The organism is Flavobacterium sp. IB48 (assembly GCF_016405855.1).
In the GTDB taxonomy this organism is placed as follows: Bacteria; Bacteroidota; Bacteroidia; order Flavobacteriales; family Flavobacteriaceae; genus Flavobacterium; species Flavobacterium ginsengisoli.
In genome coordinates this window covers 345,232-362,290 of record NZ_JAEFCA010000004.1, presented here as the reverse complement: position 1 = coordinate 362,290, position 17,059 = coordinate 345,232, and the positions used below count along the sequence as shown (strand labels likewise).

Here is a 17,059-nt window from a genome sequence, read left to right as displayed (position 1 = left end):
TAAAAAATGTAAATTCGCACACTATGAAAATACAAGATATTCAAGCGATTCAATTATTACTCGCCACCCCAAAAAAAATCGTCATAATTCCGCACAGAGGACCAGATGGCGACGCAATGGGATCAACATTGGGTTTGTACCATTTTTTAATAAAAAACAATCATCAGGCAACAGTAATTGCTCCGAACGATTTTCCTAATTTTTTAGCTTGGCTTCCAGGATCTGAAACAGTAAAAATATTCGAAAAAGAAACTGAAATCTGCACACAGCTTTTAGAAGAAGCTGAAATTATTTTTACGCTTGATTTTAATGCTTTTCACCGTACTGGCGAAATGATGGGGCAAGCTTTAGAAAAATTGAAAGCAACTTTCATTATGATCGATCATCATCAAAAACCTGATGATTATGCTGCTTATACTTATTCAGATACTTCATACGGATCTACTTGCGAAATGGTTTATAACTTTATCTCTTTCTTAAATAAAAAAGAAGATATCGATAAAACCATTGCAACTTGTATTTATACCGGAATTTTAACCGATTCTGGTTCATTCCGTTTTCCAGGAACAACAGGAAACACACACAGAATTATTGCCGAATTAATTGATTTGGGAGTTGAAAATACTCAGATTCCGGTATTGCTTTTCGACAATAGCTCTTTCAGCAGATTGCAATTATTAGGACGCGCTCTGCAAAATATGAAGATACTTGAAGATCATAAAACTTCATATACAACGTTAACACAAGAAGAGCTAGATTCTTTTAATTATGTTAAAGGTGATACAGAAGGAATTGTTAATTATGGTTTAAGTATAAAAGATATTGTTTTTACTGCTATTTTTATCGAAAATAAAGACGAAGGCATTATCAAGATTTCATTCCGTTCACAAGGAGGCTTTGATGTAAATCAATTTGCACGAGATCATTTCAATGGTGGCGGACATAGCAATGCAGCTGGCGGAAGATCTGAAGTTTCAATGGAAGAAACAGTTAATAAATTTGAAGATTTAGTAAAGAAATTAAAATTATAGTCCAAATCATGAACTACCTAAAACTTAGCATTTACACTTTGCTTTTTACAGTTTTATTAAGCAGCTGTAAACATCATGAAGAAGCCAGAAGACCTATTTCTAGAGCGTCGGGAACATTCATGAAAAAATCGGCTGACCGAAACAAAAAATTAGTGGCAAATGAAGAAGAGGTCATTAAGAAAATAATTAAAAGCAATCCGAAAGTAAAATATTACGCTACTCCAAAAGGCTATTGGTTTTATTATGACGAAAGAAATACAAACGAAACCACAGCTCCAAGAAAAGGTGATATCGCTTACTTTAATATGGAAGTAAAAGACATTAAAGGTAATACTATCTATTCTGAGTCAGATCTTGGGCCACAGACTTATTATGTAGACAAACAAGACATCATGATGGGACTTCGCGACGGAATCAAAAGAATGCATAAAAATGAAACTGTTACGTTTCTATTTCCATCTCACATGGCGTACGGATATCACGGAGACAATAAAAAAATTGGTACAAACGAATCTCTAATTGTTACTATTACGCTTAGAAATTTTGTTCCAGATCCTGCGGCACAAATAGCAAAACCTGCTACCCAACCTTCAGCCGCAACGCCAAAAGCAGCAGTTGCAAAACCTGCTCCATCAGCAAAAAAAGACACATTAACTCAATAAAAACAATATCTCAAAATGAAAAAGAGTATCTTATTATTATTAATAGCCGTAAGCTCATTTTATTCTTGTAAAGACGATCACAATAATCTTCCTGATGGTTTATACGCTGATATCGAAACAAACAAAGGGCATATTATTGTAGAACTTGATTACAAAAAAGCTCCTATAACAGTGGCTAATTTTGTGACTTTAGCCGAAGGTAAAAACGAGTTTGTAACGCACGAAGAATTAAAAAAGAAACCTTTTTTTGATGGTTTAAAATTCCATAGAGTTATTGAAAATTTCATGATTCAAAGCGGTGATCCATTAGGAACTGGTTCTGGAGATACTGGATATAAATTTAAAGATGAATTCTCAGATTTAAAATTTGACAAAGCTGGTATTTTGGCAATGGCAAACAACGGTCCTGGAACAAATAGCAGCCAGTTTTTTATCACTCACGTTGAAACTCCTTGGTTAGATAACTTACACACTATTTTTGGTCATGTTGTAAGTGCAAAAGATCAAGAAGTAGTAAATAAAGTTGTTCAAGGCGACAATATCGTTTCTGTAACTATTATCAGAAATGGTGAGGCAGCAAAAAAATTCGATGCTGTAAAAGTATTCCACGACTATTTTGCTGACATCGCAAAAGAACAGCAGAAATATGCTGGAGCTCAAAAAGAAAAAGTAGATTCTTATGCTGTCTTAAAAGCAAAAGCTACTAAAACTACAAGTGGTTTAGAATATGTAATTACAGAAAAAGGAAGCGGTAAAAAACCTGTTGCAGGAAATCAAATCTATATTAAATATGCTGGTTTCCTTGAGAACGGAACTCTTTTTGATACTAGCATTGAGGAAGTTGCAAAAGAATTTGGAAAATTTGATCCAGCAAGAGCACAACAGAACGGATATCAACCAATTCAATTTCAAGCTGGTAAAAAAGACGGTTTAATCCCTGGTTTTATCGAAGGAGTTGAACAATTATCTTATGGAGACAAAGCTGTTCTTTTCATTCCATCTCACTTGGCATATGGAGCTACTGGTGCAGGAGGTGTAATTCCGCCAAACGCTAACATTATTTTCGAAATCCAGATTTCAGAAAAACCATAATTAAATTATAGACTTAAAATTTAAAAGCAATGAAATTTAAATTTCTATTTTTATTTTGCCTAGCAATAGTAAATATACAAGCTCAAACTAAAAAGCCTGCGGCAAAACCAGCAGCAAAACCTACAAGTACAGCAGTTGCATCAACAAACTCTGATGAAGGAATTTTTGCAACAATTTCTACTACAAAAGGAGACATTGTCCTTTCTTTAGAATATGTAAAAGCTCCTGTAACTGTTGCCAACTTTATTACTTTGGCAGAAGGCACAAACCCGAACGTTAAAGCATCTCTTAAAGGAAAACCATTTTATAACGGATTAAAATTTCATAGAGTTATTAATGATTTCATGATTCAAGGTGGTGATCCTGACGGAAATGGTTCTGGAGGTCCAGGATATTCATTCAAAGATGAATTTGTTGACGATTTAAAATTTGAAAAAGGCGGTGTTCTTGCAATGGCAAATTCTGGTCCTGCAACAAACGGAAGCCAGTTTTTTATTACACATAAAGACACTCCTTGGTTAAACGGAAAACATACGATTTTTGGTCACGTAGTTTCTGGAATGGATAACGTAAATAAAATTGTTCAAGACGATGTAATGACAAAAATTGTTATTACACGCAAAGGTGCAGCAGCAAAGAAATTTGATGCTCTAAAGGTTTTAAGCGATGATGTTAAAAAAGAAGCTGCTAAAAAAGAGGAAGCTAAAAAAGTAGTTACAGCTAAAGCGGCTTATTTTAAAGATGCAAAAGCAAAAGCAACAGCGACTGCTTCTGGTTTAAAATATGTAATTACTCAAAAAGGTACTGGCGTTAAAGGTGCTGAAGGTTCTACAATCTACTTTCACTACGCAGGATATTTTGAAGACGGTAATTTGTTTGACAGCAGTATGGCTCAGGTAGCAAAAGCATACGGAAAATACGATGCAAATAGAGATGCCCAAGGCGGTTATAAAGCTTTTCCTTTTACAGTTGGTAAAAAAGACGGAATGATTCCTGGATTTCTTGAAGCTCTTGATATGATGACAGACGGAGAAAAAGCAATTTTCTTCTTGCCTTCAAACTTAGCTTACGGAGAAAAAGGTGCTGGAGGCGTAATTCCACCAAATGCAACCTTAATTTTCGAAATCGAAACTTATCAAAACCAGCCTAACTAATTATTAGAGAGTACATTTATTCTTTACAAATAAAAAGCCATCAGGATTATTCTTGATGGCTTTTCTCTTTTATTATTATTTTCTTTTTTTGAATAATTCTTAATTCAAGACTTCAAAACCGATTTATTTTGTCATTAAATTACTATTTTCAACATAGTACGATAAAATCCTAAACAAAATAACTTACCTTTGCCGGCTTAATTTTTTTAAACAGATAATTTATGACGTCGCAAAATAATGTATTAAAAGGTGTTTTTCTTGTTGCTCTAGGAGCAACTACTTACGGAATGTTGGCTACTTTTGTAAAAATGGCCTATTCTGAAGGATACACAACTGCAGAAGTAACGACATCACAGTTTATATACGGAATTTTAGGTATTCTTATAATCAATCTGTTTCAGCGCGTTAAAAACAAGAATTCGGCTGTAAAAGCATCTCCAAAAAATATTTTCAATTTAATGCTTGCAGGAACTTCATTAGGAATGACCAGCTTATTTTATTACTTGGCTGTAAAATACATTCCTGTTTCTATTGGAATTGTTTTATTGATGCAAACCGTTTGGATGGGGGTTTTGCTCGAAATGTTTTTAGAAAAGAAGTTACCTTCCAAACAAAAAGTAATTGCTGTTTTCATAGTTCTTTTCGGAACTGTTTTAGCTACAAATCTTATACATAATGATATCGAACTAGACTGGAGAGGTTTAGGTTGGGGAATGCTGGCTGCTGCTTCTTTTACAACAACTATGTTTACTGCTAATCGTGTTGCTACCGAAATTTCTTCAGCTCAAAGAAGCCTTTATATGCTTCTTGGTGGTGCTATTATTGTTTTTTCGTTTGCTTTTGCAACACAAGTAACAGCTTTCAATCTTGACATTTTCTTAAAATGGGGAATTGTCTTGTCTTTGTTTGGAACCATTATTCCGCCACTTTTAATGACTGCAGGTTTTCCTCTAACAGGAATTGGATTAGGAAGTATTGTTTCTGCACTTGAACTTCCTGTTTCTGTAACAATGGCTTATGTATTATTAGATGAGAAAGTGATCTTCTCTCAATGGGTTGGTATTGTCTTGATTATACTTGCCATAATTATTATGAATGTAAATTTTAAGTCAAAAAAATAACTCAAAATATGCATTGTTAAAAAAATCATATCTGTAATGCAATAATTGTTAATTTTTTTCATAAATTCGTGATAAACAACTAAATATCATGAACTTACCTTGGCATTTATATTTAATGGCTTCCTTATATATTCTTGCTGGGATAAATCATTTTAGAAAACCTGGAATGTATATAAAAATCATTCCGCCCGCATTTAAAAACCCCAAATTAATAAATATTTTAAGTGGTGCCGCTGAGATTATTCTAGGCATCTTTCTAATCCTGCCTTTTACTACAAATTTTGCCGCCTGGGGAATTATAATGCTATTAATTGCTGTTTTTCCTGCCAATTTGTACATGCTTCAAAATAAAAAAGCAGGCTCTGGTTTACCAAAATGGATTTTATTTGTACGTTTGCCCTTACAAGTTATTTTAATTTATTGGGCTTACCAATATACATTCTAACATTAACCATTTAAATTATTTTATTATGAAAAAATTATTTGCAGAGTTTTTTGGAACTTATTGGCTTGTTTTTGGCGGATGCGGAAGCGCTCTTTTTGCAGCAGGAATTCCAAATTTAGGAATCGGATTTGCAGGTGTTGCACTAGCTTTTGGTTTAACTGTACTTACAATGGCATATGCTGTTGGCCATATTTCTGGCGGTCATTTTAATCCTGCTGTTTCTTTTGGTTTATGGGCAGGCGGGAGATTCTCTGCTAAAGATCTTATTCCGTACATCATTGCACAATGTGTTGGAGCTGCTGCTGCTGCAGGAACTTTATACACTATAGCCTCTGGAAAAGCTGGTTTTGCAATTGATAGTACAAAAGCGGGAGCCTTTGCTTCTAATGGTTTTGGGGCTTTTTCTCCTGATGGTTATTCGTTACAAGCTTGTTTCATCGCCGAATTTGTGCTTACCTTATTCTTCTTATTAGTGATTTTAGGAGCAACTGATAAATTTGCAAACGGAAGATTTGCAGGAATCGCAATCGGTCTGGCTTTAACCTTAATCCATTTAATCAGTATTCCAATTACCAACACTTCTGTAAATCCAGCTAGATCTTTGTCTCAAGCAATTTTTGTGGGCGGAGAACCATTATCTCAAGTTTGGCTATTTTGGGTCGCTCCTATTCTTGGTGCATTAGCAGCTGGTTTCCTTTATAAAACATTACTACAAAATCATAACGAAGCTTAATATTGCTTTAAATAATCATAACCTTAAATTTAAAAATTAAATATGGCGTTTTTATATTTCTTACTTATTGGTGCAATTTCTGGCTGGCTAGCTGGTCAAATATGGAAAGGTGCAGGTTTCGGATTAATTGGTAATATTATTGTTGGAATCATTGGCGGATTCATTGGCGGATGGATTGCAGGCAAACTCGGTATTGGCGGCGGCGGGCTTCTTTGGCAGATTATAATTGCTGTAGGAGGTGCTTGGGTTTTATTATTTATAATAAGCCTCATCAAAAAATAATACCATAAATAATAATTTCTAAAGAGAAAATCGGATATATTTATATTTGGTTTTCTCTTTTTTTTTGAATAAAACCGAAAGAAAGTTTTAATTAATTCAAATATTTGTGTACCATGAATGACATTATTAATTATTTTTCTACAATTCCTTCTTTGCATAGAAGTTTGATTTTGGTTGGTGGAATTACCATTTTCTGGCTCATCGAAAACAGTTTTCCTTTGTTTAAAATGCAGTACAAAAAATGGCCTCATGCAGGAATTAATTTCTTCTTCACGTTTACCACAATTGTCGTCAATTTTATTCTGGCTTTTATTTTGATAAGAACCGCCGCATGGACCATCGACCATAATTTTGGAATTCTGCAGTGGTTACCTCAAATGCCAATTTGGCTTTATACCATAATTGGATTATTGCTCTTGGATTTAATTGGTGCTTATTTAGCGCATTTGGTTGAACACAAGGTAAAAATTCTGTGGCAATTTCATTTAATACATCATACAGACACTTGGATCGATACTACAACAGCAAACAGACACCATCCGGGAGAGAGTGTAGTTCGTTTTGTTTTTACTACTTTGGGTGTTTTGATTGTAGGCGCTCCAATGTGGATGGTTTTTCTTTATCAGTCATTGTCTGTTATTGCTTCACAATTTAACCACGCCAATATTTTGCTTCCAGACAAATTGGATATTTTCTTGAGTTATTTTATTGTTTCTCCAAATATGCATAAAGTGCATCATCATTATGTTTTGCCCTATACAGATAGTAATTATGGAAATATTTTTTCTGTTTGGGATCGCCTTTTTGGAACCTTTACCTATTTACCCAAAGATCAGCTCATTTATGGCGTAGATACTCACATGCTACCCGAAGAAAACAATGAATTAAAGAATCTGTTAAAAATTCCATTTCAAAAATCAAGATCCTTCAAAAACAGTTAAAATCATTAAAAAAATTGAACTCTACTGAACCAACTTATTATTTTTTTTTTTAATATTGATACAGAAATTGAAAATCAATCTATTAATAATTAACACCCTATTTTGAATTAATTTTCACGAGATGAAAAAGAGTAGCCGCAAAGAATTAACTCCGGAACAAATTGAAAGACTTGTTTCGCTAGCTTTAGAAGAAAGAAATCCATTTGAAATTATAAAGAAAGAATTTGGATTGGCAGAAAAAGAAGTCCTAGACATCATGAAAAAGAAAATGCCTCTTGAAAAATTTGAGATGTGGAAAAAGAAGGCAATTGCAAATAAACCAAAACCAAAACCAGTAAAAATAGATGATTTTGATGAAGATTTGGATGGAAAGTATTATATCAAGAATAAATTAGACTAACATAAAGCTCCTGTTTTTCAGGAGTTTTTTTTTATTTTTTAAATTAATGTGATTTTTTAGTAACTTTTCTAGACTTTTTGTGTCAAATATAATTAACTAAACATATACAAATGAAAAAAATACTTTACACCTTAGCTCTAGCGGTCACTTTTTGGAGCTGTAAAACAGGGAGCACAGGAGCCGCGAAAAGCAATATAGTTGAAGTTAATATCAATCTAACTGATGTTAAGGACGATAAAGTTTTAGTAACAGTTACACCACCAGCCATTAAAACCGATGAAATTGTTTATAGTATTCCGAAAACAGTTCCTGGTACATATTCAACAGATAATTACGGAAAATATTCAGAAGATTTCAAAGCATTTGATGCTAAAGGAAATCCACTTACTGTAAAAAGATTAGACGATAATTCTTGGTCTATTTCAAACGCAAAAACATTAAAGAAAATCACTTATCTAGTAAACGATACTTTTGATACAGAAAAAGGAACCGGATTTGGGAATGATGACGTTTTTTCTCCAGCTGGAACAAACATCGATGCTGGAAAAAATTTCATGGTTAACACTCATGGTTTTGTAGGGTATTTTAAAGATAAATTAGATATTCCGTACAAAGTCACTATTACACATCCTGAAACGCTTTGGGGAGCTACTTCTATGACAGATCAAGATGCAAGCAATACTTCTGATGTTTTTACAACTTCTCGTTATGCTGTTTTGGTAGAAAACCCAATTATGTATTCTAAACCTGATTACACTACTTTTAATGTAAACGGAATGGATATCTTAATTGCAGTTTACTCTCCTACTGGAAAATACACTGCTGAAAGCATTACTCCAGAAATGAAAACTATGATGACAGCTCAGAAAAACTTTTTAGGAAAAGTCAATTCTACTAAAAAGTATACTGTGTTATTGTATTTATCTAGCATGGCAAAGGATGATGCTCACGGTTTTGGAGCATTAGAGCACCCAACGGCTACAACTGTAGTTTTGCCTGAGTCTATGCCAAAAGAAAAATTGGTAGAATCTATGAAAGATGTAGTTTCTCACGAATTCTTTCATATCGTTACTCCTTTAACCATTCACTCAAAAGAAATTCAGTATTTTGATTACAATGCGCCACAAATGTCTGAGCACTTATGGATGTACGAAGGTGTAACAGAATATTTTGCTAATCTTTTCCAAATTAACCAAGGTTTAATTGACGAAGCTGAATTCTATTCTCGTATTGCTGATAAAATTGAACAGTCTAAAAGTTTAGACGATACAATGTCATTTACTGTAATGAGTAAAAATGTTTTAGAACAACCATACAAAGACCAATACTTAAATGTATACCAAAAAGGAGCTTTAATTGGTATGTGTATTGACATTATCATTAGAGAAAAAAGTAATGGCGAAAGAGGAATTTTAGATTTGATGCACAAATTATCTGATGAATATGGTATTGAAAAACCTTTTAATGACGATGAATTATTCGCAAAAATCACTTCTTTAACTTATCCTGAAGTTGGTGACTTTTTGAATAAATATGTTGCTGGAACAACTCCAATTCCTTACGATTTTTATTTAGCTAAAGTTGGCGTTACAAAATCAACTGAGAAAAAAGCTGGAAATCCGTTTATTAAAGGTCAAACTCCATACATCACAATTGACAAAGCAACAAAAGAAATTGCTGTTCGTCCTGATTCAGAATCAATTGCATTCTTTAAAAATTTGAATTTAAAAGGTGGAGATAAAATTTTAGCTGTAAACAATAAATCATACAACTTAGATAACATTTATGATTTAATTACTGAAAGTGAAAACTGGAAAGAAAATGATCCAATTACTCTTAAAGTAAAACGCGGTACAAAAGAAGAAACTATCAAAGGAACTGTAAAACTACCTTTTGAAGAATCTGAAACTTTTAAAGCAACTGATGCTTCAAAAGAAAAACTTAAAAATGCATGGTTAAAAGGATAATTTCATTTTACTATATAAAAAAAACCGACAAGTGATTGTCGGTTTTTTTATTGTCTTCTAAGAACTTTGTCAAAGTTTAAAACTTTGACAAAGTTTTCGATGTGCTATTTCTTCACAGGAAATTTCCAGTCAAATTCGTCTTTACTATTAATGATTGCTCCAATTTCGAACTTTACAACCTCATCATATTCTGTTTGAAGAATAAACCAATTATCTTCGTTGAAGTAATTTTCGAAAGTATCAAAAGTTTCTTGATTGTATTTTGTAATTCCTTTTGCTGCAAAATCTTTCTTTACATCAGCAATTTTTCTTCCTATTAATTTGAATCCGAAAACTTCTAAATCATTACTTGAAGCTACCAAATAACCTAATTTCAAATCTTCCTCCTCATAAAATGTCAATCTGATTTTGTGCGCATTATACACAAAAATCACATTATCGTCTTCGTCTTTATAGTTTTTATCAGGTTTTCCTAAAACAGCTGTTACGTCATTCTGCTTCATTCCAAAAAGCAATTTATCAATTCCTGATTTTAGATTTATTTTCATATCTAGTTTTCTTTATTTGAAGTGCAAATTTCGTGAAGTTTTTTGTTGTTTCGCCACGAATTGCACAAATTTTCGCGAATTAAAATATTATCATTTGTCAGGCTGAGCGGAGTTGAAGCCATTTTAAGCTAGAAAGCCCTTCGACTCCGCTCAGGGTGACAGACGTAAAACTAATTTTGATATTGCTTCTTATTAGGTTTACTGCTCATATAAAACGTAATCTTTCCACCATTTATAACATCTGCATGTTTTAAAAACGGCCTTTCTAATTGTTTACCGTTCAGTAAAACTTTATTCACAAATACATTTTTATCAGATTGATTTACGGTTTTTACTTCAAAAGTTTTTCCATTTTCCAAATTTAAAATGGCATTTTTCAGCAAGGGACTTCCTAGCGCATATTCATCAGAACCTGGAGCAACTGGATAAAATCCTAAACTGCTAAAAATATACCAAGCACTCATTTGACCAAAATCGTCATTTCCGCCTAAACCATCAGCGCCATTTCTGTACATTTTTTTCAAAATCATTCTAATTTTATCTTGCGCTTTCCAAGGCGAATCTGTCCAATTGTATAAGTAGACAACATGATGCGAAGGCTCATTTCCGTGAACATAATTCCCTATGATTCCGTCTCTTGTAATATCTTCTGTATTTTCAAAATATTTATCAGGAAGATGCATATTGAACAATGAATCTAAACGAACTTTAAATTTCTCATTTCCTCCCATCAATTGAATCATATCAGCTGGATCTTGCGGAACGTACAAACTATAATTCCAAGAATTTCCTTCAATAAAACCTTGTCCGTGCGTATCTAATGGGTCAAATTCTTTCTTGAAAGTCCCATCATTCAATTTTGGACGCATGAAACCTGTTTTTTCGTCATACACATTTTTATAATTTTTCGATCTTCCAATGAATTCATTATAAACATCTGTTTTTCCAAGTTTTTTAGCCGCTTGCGCGATTGCCCAGTCATCATAAGCATATTCTAAAGTTTTAGAAACCGAAGCACCGTTTTTATCTTCTGGAACATACCCTTTATTCATGTAAAATTCTAATCCATCATAATAAGGTACTTTTGCAGTATTCACACAAGCTTGAAGCGCTTTCTCGGCATCAAAACTAATATTGCCTTTTACAATGGCATCTGCCACAACCGAAACAGAATGGTACCCAATCATGCACCAGTTTTCGTTGGCATAATGCGACCATATTGGAAGCATTTTATGAACACTCTGATCTGAATGCGCCAGCATCGAACTCACCATATCGGCGTTTCTTTTTGGCTGGACAATATTAAATAAAGGATGTAAAGCACGATAAGTATCCCAAAGCGAATAACTGGTATAATTGGTAAAGTTTTCGGCTTTATGCACATTCATATCAAGACCTTTATAGTTTCGATCTAAATCCATGTATTCTGTGGGACCTAAAAATGCGTGATACATTGCGGTATAAAAATTAACCAAATCTTCTTTTTGAATGGTTTCCACCTGAACTTTATTCAATTCTTTATTCCAAACTTCCTGACTTTGTTTTTTTACTTTTTCGAAATCCCAATCTGGAGTTTCTTTTTTCATGTTTTCTAATGCTCCAGCAGAACTTACAGGCGAAAGAGCCATTTTGATTTTAATTTTTTCACCTTCATTCGTATCAAAATCAAAAAATAGTTTTAAGTTTTGACCTGCCATTTCTGGGAAGTTTTTCGTTTGATCGAATTTTCCCCAAAAACCTCTGTAAACACTTTTTTCTTGAACAGCTTGTCCGTAGCTTTTAATAGGTTTATTGAAAGACATGGCAAAATAAACTGTTCTGGTTCTCGCCCATCCGTTTGTCTGACGATATCCTGTTATTAAAGTATCGTTTTCTACACGAACAAATGTCCAAACATTCTTTTTATCGTAATTGTAAATTCCTGAAGTTAAATCTAAAATAATATGTGCATCATTAGATTTTGGAAAAGTATACTGATGCATTCCAATACGAGTTGTGGCTGTCAATTCTGCTTTAATTTTATGATCTTCTAGAAAAACGCTGTAATAAGCTGGCTCTGCTTTTTCTGTTGCATGCGAAAATGCCGATCTATAACCGGATAATGGTTTAGACGCCACACCAGGATTTAATTGCAGTTTTCCCGTTGTTGGCATAATTAAGAAATCGCCTAAATCTGAATGTCCAGTTCCGCTAAAATGCGTGTGACTGAAACCTACAATTGTTTTATCTTCATATTGATAACCAGCGCAGTATTTATAAACCTCTCCATTATATTTTCCGTTTAAGCTATAAGCAATTGTATCGGTTTCTGGGCTCAATTGCACGCTTCCAAAAGGAACTGTTGCACCTGGGTAAGTATGTCCCATTTTAGCTGTTCCAATCATTGGGTCTACATATTGAATAAGATTTAACTTTTCGGTCGCCTTCTTTTGTCCTTTTATATGATTACTCGAAAGCATTAAAGCCAATACTCCGAAAAGAAAATTACAGCATTTTGTTTTAATCATTTTTTATTGTTTTTCTTTGAAATCTTTGTTGTTGTTTTAATGTAGAAAAGTACAACAAAATCTATTTTTAAAAAACATAAATTTAGCAGAACTCGAAAGGTTTAAATATCTTTGATATACAAAAAGTCTAGCGAAAACATGAAAAAATATATTTTAATTCTACTTTCTTTTTATTCCTCTTTTATTTTTTCTCAAAAAGCAGAAAGCCGCAGATTAACTAAACAAGAAATTTCGGAACGTGAACTTGAAAACACAACCAATTTCCCTATTTATAGAGCATTTGAATTTAGCGATAAAAGCGGAGTTTACGAATTGGTTCTAGGCGAAAATCAAAAAGTAATTTCTAAAAAGGATACTTTAAACACAAAAATACAAGCTGTTTGTGTAATTAATGACCACGGCGGACTTTTAGATCAATGGAAAATTAATGATTTGCTTGAAGATACTCTGCCAAAAGAAACAAACATTTGGTTTTGGACAAAATATTGCAGTACAAAAGATATTGATGGAGACGGTTATATTGAACCTATTATTGTTTATGGAACTCGCAACGAAGATGGCTATATAAGACGCGTAAAAATTATTACGGTTTATAAAAAGAAAAAATATGTTATTCGTGCAGTTGAATGTGATTTTGATAATTGCAGAAGTTTTGAAAAAGATCAAAATTGGAATACGCTTCCGCAGAAAATAAAATTATACGTTAATCAATTGACTGAAAAAATAAGAAAAGAACAGGATGTGCTTTTAAAAAATGGGTAATTTTAATGGCGAATTGTGAATGATTGATGTTGATTCTTAATTAATAATTCACAATTCACCATTAACAATTATCTATTCATTCATTTCATCATAACGTTCTGGAACTTGCGGGTCGTAAAGCGGACATTTGAATTCTTCCATGATATCTACTAATTTATTCATGGTTTTTCCTTCTGTTCCGTAGCAGTCAATTTTTATGCTTTGAGGTGTTGTAATAACTTGAAATGCACCTTTTCCTTTTGGATTTTTCCAGCTGTCTTCATCCACTCTTTCCCATTCAGAAAAGACTGAATTGATTCTGTTTACGATTACTTCAATTTGAAGTGCAGCCAGACCTTCAACTTCTTGTTTTTCTACAAGAGCTTCATAAACTTCCTGATTGTTCAGGTAAATTTCGTCTAGGTATCTCCAAAAAAGTAATTCGTACATAGTTAAATATTTTTAAACCATATGAGTGATATAAGAAAATATAAATTTTTTCTGAGTGAAATCGAAAGCTGTCATTAATAAGGCTTCGACTTTGCTCAGCCTGACAATCTAACTTAAAATGAACTTATATCACTTATATGGTTATTTTTTTTAATAATTAAATGTTCCGTATTCGCTAGTAATTGTAAGCTTTTTAGAATCTGAAGCTTCTACTCTACCTACAATCTGCGCATCAACATTAAATGATTTCGAAATTTCGATAATATCTTGTGCAATATTTTCTGGAACGTAAAGCTCCATTCTGTGACCGCAGTTGAAAACCTGATACATTTCTTTCCAATCTGTTTTTGATTGTTCTTGAATTAATTTGAACAATGGCGGCACCGGAAACAAATTGTCTTTTATAACATGTAAGTCTTTTACAAAATGTAAAATTTTAGTTTGTGCACCACCACTGCAATGTACCATTCCGTGAATATCTTCTGGAGTATATTTATCTAAAATTTTCTTTATAATTGGTGCGTAAGTTCTTGTTGGAGAAAGCACTAATTGTCCGGCATTGATTGGACTGTTTTCTACTTCATCTGTCAAGTTTACTTGTCCTGAATAAATTAATTCTTCTGGAACGGCAGCATCGTAACTTTCTGGATATTTCTTAGCCAAATATTTTCCGAAAACATCATGACGTGCAGAAGTAAGTCCGTTACTTCCCATCCCTCCATTATATCCTTTTTCGTAAGTTGCTTGTCCGAAAGAAGCCAAACCAACAATTACATCTCCAGCTTTAATATTTGCATTGTCTACAACATCACTACGTTTCATACGAGCTGTTACAGTAGAATCTACAATAATGGTACGAACTACATCGCCAACATCTGCTGTTTCTCCTCCTGTTGAATGAATGGTAACTCCAAATGATTTTAATTCGTTGATTAGTTCCTCTGTTCCGTTGATAATTGCAGAAATTACCTCAGCTGGAATTAGGTTTTTGTTTCTTCCAATTGTCGAAGAAAGTAAGATATTATCTGTTGCGCCAACACACAATAAATCGTCAATATTCATGATTAAGGCATCTTGAGCAATTCCTTTCCAAACAGAAAGATCTCCAGTTTCTTTCCAATACATGTATGCTAAAGACGACTTTGTACCCGCTCCGTCAGCATGCATAATTAGGCAGTGATCATTGTCCTGAGTTAAATAATCAGGAACAATTTTACAGAATGCCTGCGGAAATAAACCTTTGTCAATATTTTTTATAGCGTTATGTACGTCTTCTTTTGATGCCGAAACACCTCTTTGTGCATATCTTTTGCTAGAATCTGAACTCATGAAAATTAGTTTGTGTTGATGTGCTGCAAAGATAATCCCTTTTTTTAATTCTTTGCCTTATTCGATTATTTGATTGATAAAAAAATCGGCAGAAGTTTATATTCTGCCGATCTCCCGAAATAAAATTGGTTATGAAACTTTGGCTTGATGCTTTTATTCCCAGTCGGGCATTGAAGCTCCTGTAAATAAGATTACTCTAGAATTTGCAACTCCTATTCCGCATTTAACGATATTTTTTACTGAAATTCCATCATTTGAAGTGTTCATAAAGATTAGCTCGGCTTCATTTGGTGAATACCTAACATCCAAGTCATTTGATCCTGAAGGCTTTTCTGTAGTAATTTCATATGAATTACCTAAAAGAAAACTATATTCAAAAATTTTAGAATCTAATTGACGATAATTATTGTTTTCAAATCCTGAAACATCTCTAGTATAAACTAATTTCAAGCCAGAAACTGAAAAACTCAAACCGCTAACAGCACCTGGTAAGCTAGCCAATATTGGAGTTACAACTACTCCCGACGGATTTATAACATAAATTTCTACGCCATAGCCATTTATATCATTTACTTTTAAAGCTATTTTACTTCCATCTGCACTCCAATCACATTCTGAAATAAATTTACCGTTTGGGGTCTGGAATATTTTGGCGACTCCACTTCCATCGCTTTTTATCCTATATAATTTATCAAAGTTCGGATAAATAAATTCGCTTCCAGAAGCATTCCACGAATACCCTATATAATTTGCATTAAACCCAGCAATAGGAATAGAACTTGTTACTTTTTTTATGTTTGTTCCGTCAAAATTCATCGTATAAATATCATTTTGCGAACCTGTTGTTCCTATAAATGCTATTTTTTGAGCCTGATTATTTCGTCTTGGTCGCCAATAATTTTTATCAGAACTTGTTAATTGGTATTGTTTTCCCGTATCATCTGCTGTAAAAATTACGTTGTTTCCATTTATGGTTTTCACAAATAAATGCCTTGTTGCTGGAAATGCAATTGTAGAAAATGCGCTTATTGTGCTTAAAACTGGTGCATTTACTCCATCACTTACAGAAACTTGCCAATAATATTTTGTGCCATACATTAAATTTGTCAGTGCCAGTTTTTTGTCTTTTATATCTGTAAAAACCGCGATATCGCTATTTTTATCATTTCTCAGATTTATCGTGTATGTCATCGTATCATTATCAGGATCGGCAACAGTCCAACTGAGTTCTAAATTTATAGGCTGACTTGTGCTATTATCTGTTGGAGCAGCCAAAACCGGAACTGTTGGAGGTTTGTTATTTGCTGTCGATTTGCTTAATTCGAATACAATTTCAGAAGTGTTATTGGCTGTTACAGTAACCGCTTCGAACTTTGCTGTAAAACCATCCTTTTGGGCTTGAAAAGAATATTCGCCCACTTTTACATTCGAAACCGTAAATTTTCCTTCAGCATCTGTAAAAACAGTGCTAGTTGTTGGACTTGATAATATTTTTACATTTTCCATTGGTTCAAAAGTATCACTATTGACTACTTTTCCGGTTACAGTTCCAAACTGAGATTCTCCAATTTTCTCTTCGCTGCAGGAAACCAGACCTAATAAAAAAAGTACACTTGCTATTTTATATAAATACTTCATTATTACCTTACTTTTAAA

17 protein-coding genes are annotated in these 17,059 nt (G+C 33.2%); 12 read left to right on the top strand and 5 right to left on the bottom strand.

The window, feature by feature from the left end; translation table 11 throughout:
• Positions 1–23: 23 nt before the first annotated feature.
• The 11 genes from JC605_RS15100 to JC605_RS15050 all read left to right on the top strand — a co-directional run bounded on the left by JC605_RS15100 (position 24) and on the right by JC605_RS15050 (position 9,828).
• Positions 24–1,031, top strand: a complete 1,008-nt coding sequence (locus JC605_RS15100) for a bifunctional oligoribonuclease/PAP phosphatase NrnA (RefSeq protein ID WP_198856990.1) — start codon at positions 24–26, stop codon at positions 1,029–1,031.
• 8 nt (positions 1,032–1,039) lie between these two features.
• Positions 1,040–1,693, top strand: a complete 654-nt coding sequence (gene gldI, locus JC605_RS15095; RefSeq protein WP_198856989.1) for a gliding motility-associated peptidyl-prolyl isomerase GldI — start codon at positions 1,040–1,042, stop codon at positions 1,691–1,693.
• 15 nt (positions 1,694–1,708) lie between these two features.
• Complete coding sequence (locus JC605_RS15090) at positions 1,709–2,785, top strand: peptidylprolyl isomerase (protein ID WP_198856988.1); 1,077 nt, start codon at positions 1,709–1,711, stop codon at positions 2,783–2,785.
• A 29-nt stretch (positions 2,786–2,814) separates the two neighbouring features.
• Positions 2,815–3,939, top strand: coding sequence for a peptidylprolyl isomerase (locus tag JC605_RS15085; RefSeq protein WP_198856987.1), 1,125 nt, complete (start codon positions 2,815–2,817; stop codon positions 3,937–3,939).
• A gap of 221 nt (positions 3,940–4,160) precedes the next feature.
• A complete protein-coding gene (locus JC605_RS15080) occupies positions 4,161–5,060 on the top strand; it encodes a DMT family transporter (RefSeq protein ID WP_198856986.1) in 900 nt (299 codons plus the stop codon).
• A gap of 88 nt (positions 5,061–5,148) precedes the next feature.
• Positions 5,149–5,505, top strand: a complete 357-nt coding sequence (locus tag JC605_RS15075) for a DoxX family membrane protein (protein ID WP_198856985.1) — start codon at positions 5,149–5,151, stop codon at positions 5,503–5,505.
• A gap of 25 nt (positions 5,506–5,530) precedes the next feature.
• On the top strand, positions 5,531–6,238 hold the full coding sequence (gene aqpZ, locus JC605_RS15070; RefSeq protein WP_198856984.1) for an aquaporin Z: 708 nt from the start codon (positions 5,531–5,533) through the stop codon (positions 6,236–6,238).
• A 42-nt stretch (positions 6,239–6,280) separates the two neighbouring features.
• Entirely contained in the window at positions 6,281–6,520 is a 240-nt protein-coding gene (locus JC605_RS15065) for a GlsB/YeaQ/YmgE family stress response membrane protein (RefSeq protein ID WP_198856983.1), read from the top strand.
• Positions 6,521–6,633: 113 nt separating this feature from the next.
• A complete protein-coding gene (locus JC605_RS15060; RefSeq protein WP_198856982.1) occupies positions 6,634–7,461 on the top strand; it encodes a sterol desaturase family protein in 828 nt (275 codons plus the stop codon).
• Positions 7,462–7,582: 121 nt separating this feature from the next.
• The gene (locus tag JC605_RS15055; RefSeq protein ID WP_095929894.1) at positions 7,583–7,861 is read left to right on the top strand and encodes a DUF2805 domain-containing protein; all 279 of its coding nucleotides are present in this window, start codon (positions 7,583–7,585) and stop codon (positions 7,859–7,861) included.
• 110 nt (positions 7,862–7,971) lie between these two features.
• Entirely contained in the window at positions 7,972–9,828 is a 1,857-nt protein-coding gene (locus JC605_RS15050) for a peptidase M61 (protein WP_198856981.1), read from the top strand.
• A 104-nt stretch (positions 9,829–9,932) separates the two neighbouring features.
• On the opposite strand, the gene JC605_RS15045 is transcribed toward JC605_RS15050, so the two are convergent.
• Both JC605_RS15045 and JC605_RS15040 read right to left on the bottom strand, forming a co-directional pair.
• Positions 9,933–10,376 carry a hypothetical protein gene (locus JC605_RS15045; RefSeq protein WP_198856980.1) on the bottom strand — a complete coding sequence of 148 codons (444 nt, stop codon included), beginning with the start codon at positions 10,374–10,376 and terminating at the stop codon, positions 9,933–9,935.
• A gap of 170 nt (positions 10,377–10,546) precedes the next feature.
• A complete protein-coding gene (locus JC605_RS15040) occupies positions 10,547–12,883 on the bottom strand; it encodes a GH92 family glycosyl hydrolase (RefSeq protein WP_198856979.1) in 2,337 nt (778 codons plus the stop codon).
• A 138-nt stretch (positions 12,884–13,021) separates the two neighbouring features.
• Here JC605_RS15040 and JC605_RS15035 point away from each other — a divergent pair, with 138 nt between their 5' ends.
• Positions 13,022–13,645 carry a M949_RS01915 family surface polysaccharide biosynthesis protein gene (locus tag JC605_RS15035; protein WP_198856978.1) on the top strand — a complete coding sequence of 208 codons (624 nt, stop codon included), beginning with the start codon at positions 13,022–13,024 and terminating at the stop codon, positions 13,643–13,645.
• A gap of 72 nt (positions 13,646–13,717) precedes the next feature.
• Here the strand turns inward: JC605_RS15035 and JC605_RS15030 are convergent, their stop codons facing one another.
• The 3 genes from JC605_RS15030 to JC605_RS15020 form a co-directional block, all read right to left on the bottom strand.
• On the bottom strand, positions 13,718–14,074 hold the full coding sequence (locus JC605_RS15030) for a hypothetical protein (RefSeq protein ID WP_198856977.1): 357 nt from the start codon (positions 14,072–14,074) through the stop codon (positions 13,718–13,720).
• 150 nt (positions 14,075–14,224) lie between these two features.
• A complete protein-coding gene (locus tag JC605_RS15025) occupies positions 14,225–15,403 on the bottom strand; it encodes an AIR synthase related protein (RefSeq protein ID WP_198856976.1) in 1,179 nt (392 codons plus the stop codon).
• 153 nt (positions 15,404–15,556) lie between these two features.
• Positions 15,557–17,041: a carboxypeptidase regulatory-like domain-containing protein gene (locus JC605_RS15020; RefSeq protein ID WP_198856975.1), complete on the bottom strand. Its 1,485-nt coding sequence runs from the start codon at positions 17,039–17,041 to the stop codon at positions 15,557–15,559.
• Positions 17,042–17,059: the final 18 nt, after the last annotated feature.

What these genes read in the sequence shown, in the direction of transcription:
- JC605_RS15100 (WP_198856990.1), top strand. Translation starts at nt 24, where the DNA reads ATGAAAATACAAGATATTCAAGCGATTCAATTATTACTCGCCACCCCA.
- gldI (WP_198856989.1), top strand. Translation starts at nt 1,040, where the DNA reads ATGAACTACCTAAAACTTAGCATTTACACTTTGCTTTTTACAGTTTTA.
- JC605_RS15090 (WP_198856988.1), top strand. Translation starts at nt 1,709, where the DNA reads ATGAAAAAGAGTATCTTATTATTATTAATAGCCGTAAGCTCATTTTAT.
- JC605_RS15085 (WP_198856987.1), top strand. Translation starts at nt 2,815, where the DNA reads ATGAAATTTAAATTTCTATTTTTATTTTGCCTAGCAATAGTAAATATA.
- JC605_RS15080 (WP_198856986.1), top strand. Translation starts at nt 4,161, where the DNA reads ATGACGTCGCAAAATAATGTATTAAAAGGTGTTTTTCTTGTTGCTCTA.
- JC605_RS15075 (WP_198856985.1), top strand. Translation starts at nt 5,149, where the DNA reads ATGAACTTACCTTGGCATTTATATTTAATGGCTTCCTTATATATTCTT.
- aqpZ (WP_198856984.1), top strand. Translation starts at nt 5,531, where the DNA reads ATGAAAAAATTATTTGCAGAGTTTTTTGGAACTTATTGGCTTGTTTTT.
- JC605_RS15065 (WP_198856983.1), top strand. Translation starts at nt 6,281, where the DNA reads ATGGCGTTTTTATATTTCTTACTTATTGGTGCAATTTCTGGCTGGCTA.
- JC605_RS15060 (WP_198856982.1), top strand. Translation starts at nt 6,634, where the DNA reads ATGAATGACATTATTAATTATTTTTCTACAATTCCTTCTTTGCATAGA.
- JC605_RS15055 (WP_095929894.1), top strand. Translation starts at nt 7,583, where the DNA reads ATGAAAAAGAGTAGCCGCAAAGAATTAACTCCGGAACAAATTGAAAGA.
- JC605_RS15050 (WP_198856981.1), top strand. Translation starts at nt 7,972, where the DNA reads ATGAAAAAAATACTTTACACCTTAGCTCTAGCGGTCACTTTTTGGAGC.
- JC605_RS15045 (WP_198856980.1), bottom strand. Translation starts at nt 10,376, where the DNA reads ATGAAAATAAATCTAAAATCAGGAATTGATAAATTGCTTTTTGGAATG.
- JC605_RS15040 (WP_198856979.1), bottom strand. Translation starts at nt 12,883, where the DNA reads ATGATTAAAACAAAATGCTGTAATTTTCTTTTCGGAGTATTGGCTTTA.
- JC605_RS15035 (WP_198856978.1), top strand. Translation starts at nt 13,022, where the DNA reads ATGAAAAAATATATTTTAATTCTACTTTCTTTTTATTCCTCTTTTATT.
- JC605_RS15030 (WP_198856977.1), bottom strand. Translation starts at nt 14,074, where the DNA reads ATGTACGAATTACTTTTTTGGAGATACCTAGACGAAATTTACCTGAAC.
- JC605_RS15025 (WP_198856976.1), bottom strand. Translation starts at nt 15,403, where the DNA reads ATGAGTTCAGATTCTAGCAAAAGATATGCACAAAGAGGTGTTTCGGCA.
- JC605_RS15020 (WP_198856975.1), bottom strand. Translation starts at nt 17,041, where the DNA reads ATGAAGTATTTATATAAAATAGCAAGTGTACTTTTTTTATTAGGTCTG.